The organism is Marinagarivorans sp. (assembly GCF_982758155.1).
This window is the reverse complement of record NZ_CEXWTU010000359.1, coordinates 1-3,109: the sequence shown is the minus strand read 5'-3', so window position 1 is coordinate 3,109 and position 3,109 is coordinate 1. Positions and strand designations below refer to the sequence as shown.

Annotated in this window: 2 protein-coding genes; both read right to left on the bottom strand. The window is 44.1% G+C overall.

Going from position 1 to position 3,109, the window contains the following annotated elements; all coding sequences use genetic code 11:
• Positions 1-50 precede the first annotated feature (50 nt).
• Entirely contained in the window at positions 51-533 is a 483-nt protein-coding gene (locus AC3A8L_RS20790) for a TlpA family protein disulfide reductase (RefSeq protein WP_487964191.1), read from the bottom strand.
• 762 nt (positions 534-1,295) lie between these two features.
• Positions 1,296-2,852 (bottom strand): DUF885 domain-containing protein, encoded by a 1,557-nt coding sequence (locus AC3A8L_RS20785; RefSeq protein WP_487964190.1) that lies wholly within the window; start codon positions 2,850-2,852, stop codon positions 1,296-1,298.
• Between the last annotated feature and the right edge of the window lie 257 nt (positions 2,853-3,109).

Genomic DNA, 3,109 nt, shown 5'->3' with positions numbered 1-3,109 from the left:
AGAAAGCCGATCTCTTCGCCTAATTGGATAAACTATTATTGCCTCGTCCCTTACTTCAATAAGGCTTGAATCTCGGCTTCAACTTTGGCTGCAATTTTATCGTTATAGCCAACGTGCAACGCTACAATGTTTCCGCTCTCATCAATAAGCACAGAAGAAGGCATACCCGGCGGCTGTACCTTTTCACCAATCTCATCAGAATCACCATAAAACACGCCGAAGCTTGCAGGCATCGATTTCAAGAATACGGCCACTTCGCTAGTCTCTTCATCCAAACTAATTGCCGTTACGGTTAAACCTTTATCACCATATTTTTCAACCAGCTCATTCATAAACGGAAAAGATTGCTTGCACGGGCCGCACCACGTTGCCCAGAAATCAACATACGTCAGCTTACTCCTAGAGACTTCAGCCGAAGACGTTGTCGCAGAGCCGTCGACATTGGTCAGCGCAAATTCAGGCATAGTACCGCCCTCCTCTAAGCTAAATGCCGAACTTGATACCGCCAATAATAATGCCGCCAAATATTTCATAATCATTACCTTGTCATCTGTATTAGTGCGACAACTTTCGCAGCATTACCCGCGAATTTGTCATGAAACCAGTGTGCTTTATTCAGCCTGTACGACAACTGAACTCAAAAGATCACTCACCAGTGCAACTAAATTTGTGATCCACCACTGCTTTTAAGCATGAATAAAGTCACATCGTGCTACATCACTACAACACATACAAAAAAGGCCCGCTAAGGGCCTCAGGTAATAACATGCTAACCTAACGACTATTGCCGCTTGAGTCGATTCAAACCATTCAAGGCCACCACGCGATAGGCATCTGCCATTGTTGAGGTGGTATTGGTGAAGTCATTAATATTATTCACCTCTCTGACCTTCAAATAGCCAGAACCATGCTGCCTGTCTTGACACGACTAAAGGGCACCTCTAAAAATAGTGATTTTTTTGCAGGAGCAAAAAACGGTGACGCCGCTATCGCGGAAAAAGTACATTTCAAGAGATGCCCTAAATATATATTTGTGGGAAGGTAAGCCTCCCATACCCCAATGTTGCTACAGAGCTATTTTTACCACAGTCGGCTGTTAGATTTAATGCTCGCCTAACACTGTCGCTCATAGTGTTAATGGGTATTAAGCCCAGAGATATCAGCGCTTCTCTCTCTTTTGTCATGCTCGTATACTGCTTTGACCTATGAACACATAGCGCTTAGACGCGATCAATAACAGCAGAAAATTTTGCGTGAGTATCCCATGTTTTTATTGGATTTACTGCAGTGGAGAGCTACATCTTAATACTATCGCCCAGCAATTCGCTTTTTTTAAAGTCAAGCCAAGCCCCAATCTCATCGCGAACTTGGGGCAATGGCCGGCCTCCACCTAATAAAATAACATCGTGAAATTCGGCAAGTTCAAAGCGACTTCCTAGAATCTTTTGAGCGCGTCGGCGCTCGGTTAAAATAAAGTTTGCTCCCAGAATATAACTTAATGATTGACCAGGCATTGCAATGTATCGATCCACTTCAATTTCAATCTCGGTGCGGGACATCACCGTATTGTTTAACATAAAGCGAATTGCCTTTTCTCTTGACCAACCATGTAAATGCAGGCCAGGCTCAACAATTAAGCGACTAGCCGCCCAGAGATGCTTGGCGATCATCCCCTGCCGATCTAGAATGGAACCATACAAGCCCATTTCATCTGCAAGATATTCTGCATAAATCGCCCAACCTTCACTTAAGCCAGAATTATTAAACTCGATTGGTTTGCCTCTGGGGTAAGCATTCCATAAATGATGGCCCGGAATGCCCTCGTGAAATGCGATAACCTCAGCCATTAAACGCCGCTCATTAGGCCTAGACGTATTGATAATATACCGCGCAGGTGTGTTTCCCTCTGCACCGCCATAATATCCCGCGGGAGCAGAGCCTTGCATATACCTTGGCATTTCTTCGACAACTATAGGTTGAAGCACCTTTTGTGAAAAAACATGCGGCAAGCTTTCCTCCGCTCGAACCAGTGCACTTTTAGAAACCGCTATTAATTCATGTGTCGTTGTTTGGTCATTCGCCATTTTTTCGCGCAGTTGCGCTAGCATACCTTCAGCAGTATCACTTCGCTGCCCAGTAGCCAAGAGCTCTGCCATTGAATCATTAAGGTATAACCACCCAATTCGATCAACATCTTTTAACTCTGGGCTTAAGCTTGTCCACCATGCAATGGCATTGGCAAAGCACTCGGCTCCCCCTTTCAGTATGTATAACCCAGAAGACTGCTGGCTTGCCGGTAAATACTCGCTGCGAAGAAACTGTTCAAATGAAGATACGGCAGGCACGACTTCATGCTGAACTAAATTATTCCATTCATTCGCCGCTGAGTTACTTGTATCAGTAAAAAGATATTTTGAATGACTTTGCTTAAGCATCACTAATAGATCACGCACTTGCTGGTGCACACGAATCACCACCGGTCTCGGTGCAGTTTGATTGCGTGAGATACCTAAACGCAACTGACCAATACTGGCCGCAATTGCTTTGGGCGCAACGATCCACTCCTGAATACCTGTAGCAGCAGCTGGTGCACCACGAGCAACCACACCCTGCCAACGTCGAGGCCATGCCACTTGCCAACCCACAACTTGATTGAGGTAACGCAAGTCCGTATTACATTTTGCTAAAGCCGGTACTGCAAAACCACTATCAGCAACCAATTTATACTCCGGTTCAAATTGGGTTTCTTGCGGCGCCTGTAAAATCTCTACTTTTTCGCCGTTCTTTTTAATATTGGTGCATGAACTAGCGAAAATCATGAATACAATAATAAGTGGTAGTTTGTAATGCATAGCATATCCCTTGTCTATAAAGCCAATCGATCGGACCAACTAATAACGACCATAAATTTTTCTTTTTCGATTTCTGCTCTACTTATGTGATGTAAGTACTCTATAAGACATATTCCGAAAACCAAAAGGGACACTCACTCTAAAATACGGTCAAAACTGCCCGTCTTTTTATCAGACCAAGTAACATTGTTCAGATAGGGCCTTAGAATCGCAGTCTTATGACTGCAGGCTATCAATAATTCACCTATAGAACAACA